The following is a 4,606-nucleotide window of genomic DNA, read 5'->3' as shown; positions in this document are numbered from 1 at the left end:
CCCCGGTGATCACTCTGGATGGAGCAGAGGCCGCTGAACATCTGCGGTCAGCGGGTGGCCGCCAGGTCTCCCCGGCCCCCTGGGCCGAAGGCAGGAGGGGGGCCGGGGCCGCCTCTGGCGGCCTGGCGGACGGCCGCCTTGGTACTACTACGGACTTTGTTTCACCCCCGGAGGGAAAAAGAGGGTCTGACCAGCACGAATGCGGGAAGGGCACCGAACCGTGCTGCCGTCGTCGGCGCCGGTACCTCGCCCGCCGGGAGATCTGGACGTTCACGACGGTCAAGCGGCTGAGTGCCTGCGGCAGGGTCATGGCGCAGGGGCAGGATGGCAAGAAGGACCGCGTCAAGATCCACGTCCGTGACGGCGTCGCCTACGTCTCCGGGGTCTGCGTCTGCGCGAACGGCTGGTTGTGCCCGGTCTGTTCCGCCAAGATCCGAACGAAGCGGGCGAATGAGATCGCGGTCGGCGTCGCCCGCCTGATCCTTGAGGGAGGGTCAGCCTGGATGGTGACCTTCACCGTTCGGCACGCGAAAGGTCACGCTCTGGCCGAACTCCTCAACGCACTCAACGACGCATTCCGAAGGCTCGGAAACGGAAAAGCGGCCGTCCGAGAAAAGAAACTCACTGGCAAAATCGGCACCATCAATTCCCGCGAAATCACTTACGGAAAGAACGGGTGGCACCCGCACCTTCACGTGATCGTCTGCTTCGACTCCGAGCCGGACACCGAACAACTCGCCTACATGATGGCTCGCTGGACGCGGGTCTGGATGGACTGGACGAAGAAGCACGGGTTCCCGGCCGACCAGCGACACGGCGTCAAGTGGGACAAGGTCATGACCGCCGAGGGTGCAGGCGAATACATCGCTAAGGCCCAGGACTCCGGAAAGCACATCGGCAACGAAGTCGCCCGCGGTGACCTCAAGCGCGGAAAGCTCGGCAGCCTCACGCCGTTCGAAATGATCGACTACCTGATTGCCACGGGTGACGCGGTCGTGATCGACCTGTGGCACGAGTACGAGATCGCGACCAAGGGCAAGTCCTGGCTCCGCTGGTCCCAGGGCCTCAAGGCCAAGCTCGGAATCGTTGAGAAGACCGAGAAAGAGTTGGCGGCCGAGGAAGTGGCCGGCGGGGAGGTGGCCGAGCTGACCGAGGCGGCCTGGAAGCTCGTCGTCATGAACCGACTGGAGATCGCCGTACTCGAAGCAGTCGAACGCGGCGGGTTCCCCGCACTCGTTAAGCTCCTCACCGCAAATCAGATCTGGGCAGTCAAGAAGCTGTCTGACGAGTCGTCAGAAACCCCTGACGGATCGTCAGAAAGCAACGCTGCTTAGGGTTGGGGAAGTGTTTACCTAAAGGTGATCTGCGGGGCGAGAGCATGAAAAGGGGCCATTATACTTGTGCCAATGGAGAGGGCAGGATGCCCTCACCCAGTAGTTAAGCACTCGGCCCCTTTTCTTGCTCTCGGAGGGGCCCCCGCTGATCAGCTTTAGGTAAAGACTTCCTCGGCCCGGAATCACAAAAAAACGCGACCGCCTGCGGCGGAAGCTCCGGCCCCCGCCGGGACAAACCCGCGTCACTTCCGCTTCGTCCGCGCGTATACGGCCGCCCTCGTGATCTGGGCAGCCTTCGCAATCTCCGTGACCGTCAAGGCTTTTGAGTCAGAAGCCAGGGCGGTCATTTCAATTTCCGCAGACTTTGCCACGTCAGAAATCTGTGCCAGAGCGCGAATCAGGGTGCGGTACCACTCGGCGTCATCCGTTGCCATGGCGGCCTCGGCATGTCCCAGGTACGCCGTCAGCTCAGAGATCGTCTGGATCCGCTGCTGAGCCTCAGTACGGGCACCTTGCGGGACAGATCGGGACATTGCGTAACTCCTTTAGCCGATTCGTGGATAGTCGCTTGACACATCATGTGCAGTCGCCTCAGAGTAGTGGACAGCACAGACCGTAGTCAGCAGTTCCGATGTGACGATCTGTCAGCTCGGCCGCACGGCCAATATCCACAGGCCAAGTGTCCGAAGCTCCTGTTACACCAGAGATCCACTGAGTCGAAAGAGGTACCTCCATGCCCGCGATCTTCCACGTCGACCAGGCTCGCACCTTCAAGATGGTCATGTTCCTCAGCTCCGCCCCGAAGACCGAGTTCGGCAACAACGCCAAGCAGGCGGTCAACAAGGAGGGCGTCCCCCAGTGGGTCGTTGAGGTCGTGGCCGGGTTCGAGCAGTTCGGCCGGATCACCAACGAGGTCTTGAAGGTCAACATCACCTCGCACCGCGACCCCGCCGAGGTACTCGGCGGGATGCCGCAGCCGGTCCACCTGGACGGCTTCCGTGTGGGCGTCAGCCCGGTCGAGACCAAGAAGGACAAGAACGGCAACGACGTCGTCAGGGGCGGAACCGCCTGGTACGGCGCCGACGGCCTGACCGCCGCGAACGCCGTGCCCGCGTCCCGCAAGACCGCATCGCAGGAGGGCTGATCGGTGACCTGTCCTGAGTGCGGTTCGGACGAGATCACCGAGTACAGCTACGACGGCGGCAAGACCGTCGCCGGCCACGAGTGCCGCGACTGCGGTCACAACTGGAAGGCTGATCGTGTCCAGCACTGACGCTCTGGGCCTCGCTCCCCTGGTCATGATCCTCACACTCGTGGGGCTCGTGGCCTGGGGGGCGGCCCGCCTCTTCATCACTACCTACCGCTACATCCGGGCCACCAAGCTCCAGCGGCTCCGGATGCGCCAGGGCTGGGCCGTTGCCCGTCGCTGGCGTCGCCTCGCCCCCAACGTCGGTCTGGCCAGGGTCGATGAGAACACGAAGGGTCGGAAGGACTGGCAGGGCAAGACCGCCAAGCCCGTCACGGTTGTCCCGAAGATGAAGGTCTTCCCCGAATCTTGGGGCATCCGGGCCGTCATCAAGACGATCCCGAAGGTCGGGGTCGAGGAAGTCGAAAAGGCCGGTGGCTGGCTCGCGGACGCCTGGGGCTGCCAAACCGTAGAGGTCAAGCGCCTCGCGGCCGGACTGGTCGAAGTCCGCGGCATCATCGGCAATCCGCTGGACGACCACCTGCCCTACGTCTGGCCCGACCAGGACGAGTGGATCCTGCCCATGGGCCACAACCCGTGGATGCGCCAACTCGCCATCCCTCTACGGCAGTTGAGCGGCATCAAGGTCGCGGGCCTCCCCGGCTACGGCAAGACGATGCTGATGCTCGCCTGGATGGCCTCGCTCGCCAACCGCGCCAACGTCCAGTTCGCCATCTTCGACGGCAAGACCAGCGATCCCCGGTACGGCGACTGGGGCCAGGCCGGAGCTCGCGCCATGTTCGTCGTCGGCGACAACCCGGAGACCGCCAACCAGCGGCTGACCGAACTGGTCCGCCTGCTCAAGGACCGCCCGGCCGCGCTGGTCGAGGAACGCGGCACCCACAAGTTCTGGAAGCACGGCCCGACCGAGGCCAACCCGCTCGTCCTGGTGCTCATGGACGAGTGCCACAACTACTCCGACACCAAGGGCCTGACCGGCAAGGACAAGCAGGTCATCGAGTCCAACCAGCGCATGATGCAGACCATCAGCAAGGAGGGTCGCGGTCTCGGCGTGATCGGCATCTTCACCACGCAGAAGCAGACCGGCGACGCGATCCCGACCGCCGTCCGCGACAACCTGGAAGTCGGCATCTCCTTCGCCTGCTTCACCCTCGAAGGCGCCGAAGCTGCACTGGGCTCCGGGATCCGCCAGGACGAGCCGAACCACCCGACCGCGCTCATCGACAAGGACGCGAACACCGGCGTCTGCGTCGTCACTGGCGTTCCCGGCCTGGGTGGCCGCTATGACCGGATCCGCGTGGGCGACCTGGACGAGGACCAGTTGCCCGCCTTCATCGCCTCGACCGCACATCTTCGCCGCGACATCATCCCCGCAGCTGCTCCGACCGTCGTCGACGTCTCCGCCGAAAGCGCCGGCGCTTCCGTCCCGCTCCAGAAGGACACCAAGACGACCCGAAGGAGGAAGGCGTCATGACCCCGGAACACGTCTACATCCCAACACCCCTGCACATCGCCCTCGGACAGGCCCTGAGCGTCCCTCAGAGCCTCCAGCACCCCCCGGCGTACGTGATCGTTCAGCAGGCGGCCCCACAGCCCTCCTGGCTGTCCCAGAACGCTGGCAAGCTCATCGCCGGTGCCGGGGCCGGTGCCCTTGTCGTCGCCGTCCTCCTGGCCGTCGCCGTCGTCGCGGTCGCGGTTGGGATCGGCGCCATCTCGCTGGCGATCGGCTGGTACGTGATCAAGAGCCTCATGGGGCCCGAAACGAAGAAGTGACCGCCCGGCGCGTCGATATCGCGCCGGATGGCCACGGAGCCAGGATCGCATGGAACGACGGAGGCCCGGACCGCTGACGACGGTTCCGGGCCTCTTTCCTCCGCACACCTTGCCGCGAACGGAGAACGCGTTGACGCCCACGGTAGAGCACCGCAACGGCTCGGCACCACAGGTAGCTACCCCGCATGATGACGTGCCCCCGGTGATCACTCTGGATGGAGCAGAGGCCGCTGAACATCTGCGGTCAGCGGGTGGCCGCCAGGTCTCCCCGGCCCCCTGGGCCGAAGGCAGG

At 64.9% G+C, this 4,606-nt stretch carries 6 protein-coding genes; 5 read left to right on the top strand and 1 reads right to left on the bottom strand.

The genetic code is table 11. From position 1 onward, the window contains the following. On the top strand, positions 1-1,334 hold a 1,334-nt coding region (locus tag ACIBCA_RS37115), incomplete at its 5' end, for a protein rep (protein WP_396287600.1). Between the two features lie 242 nt (positions 1,335-1,576). Here the strand turns inward: ACIBCA_RS37115 and ACIBCA_RS37110 are convergent. Next, positions 1,577-1,867: a hypothetical protein gene (locus tag ACIBCA_RS37110; protein ID WP_396287599.1), complete on the bottom strand. Its 291-nt coding sequence runs from the start codon at positions 1,865-1,867 to the stop codon at positions 1,577-1,579. Between the two features lie 200 nt (positions 1,868-2,067). On the opposite strand from ACIBCA_RS37110, the gene ACIBCA_RS37105 reads away from it, so the two are divergent. Genes ACIBCA_RS37105 through ACIBCA_RS37090 form a run of 4 tightly spaced genes read left to right on the top strand, consistent with a single transcriptional unit; the run spans position 2,068 to position 4,314 of the window. Next, positions 2,068-2,478 carry a hypothetical protein gene (locus ACIBCA_RS37105; RefSeq protein WP_396287598.1) on the top strand — a complete coding sequence of 137 codons (411 nt, stop codon included), beginning with the start codon at positions 2,068-2,070 and terminating at the stop codon, positions 2,476-2,478. Between the two features lie 3 nt (positions 2,479-2,481). Next, positions 2,482-2,607, top strand: coding sequence for a hypothetical protein (locus tag ACIBCA_RS37100; protein WP_396287597.1), 126 nt, complete (start codon positions 2,482-2,484; stop codon positions 2,605-2,607). After that, a complete protein-coding gene (locus ACIBCA_RS37095; protein WP_396287596.1) occupies positions 2,594-4,015 on the top strand; it encodes a hypothetical protein in 1,422 nt (473 codons plus the stop codon). The genes ACIBCA_RS37100 and ACIBCA_RS37095 overlap by 14 nt, the downstream gene beginning before the upstream one ends. Then, complete coding sequence (locus ACIBCA_RS37090; RefSeq protein ID WP_396287595.1) at positions 4,012-4,314, top strand: hypothetical protein; 303 nt, start codon at positions 4,012-4,014, stop codon at positions 4,312-4,314. Before ACIBCA_RS37095 ends, ACIBCA_RS37090 begins: the two co-directional genes overlap by 4 nt. Positions 4,315-4,606: the final 292 nt, after the last annotated feature.

It is taken from the genome of Kitasatospora sp. NPDC051170 (assembly GCF_044455705.1).
Taxonomy (GTDB): Bacteria; Actinomycetota; Actinomycetes; order Streptomycetales; family Streptomycetaceae; genus Kitasatospora.
Note: the sequence above shows the minus strand (reverse complement) of the source record. Positions and strands in the feature narration are given on the sequence as shown.

What these genes read in the sequence shown, in the direction of transcription:
- ACIBCA_RS37110 (WP_396287599.1), bottom strand. Translation starts at nt 1,867, where the DNA reads ATGTCCCGATCTGTCCCGCAAGGTGCCCGTACTGAGGCTCAGCAGCGG.
- ACIBCA_RS37105 (WP_396287598.1), top strand. Translation starts at nt 2,068, where the DNA reads ATGCCCGCGATCTTCCACGTCGACCAGGCTCGCACCTTCAAGATGGTC.
- ACIBCA_RS37090 (WP_396287595.1), top strand. Translation starts at nt 4,012, where the DNA reads ATGACCCCGGAACACGTCTACATCCCAACACCCCTGCACATCGCCCTC.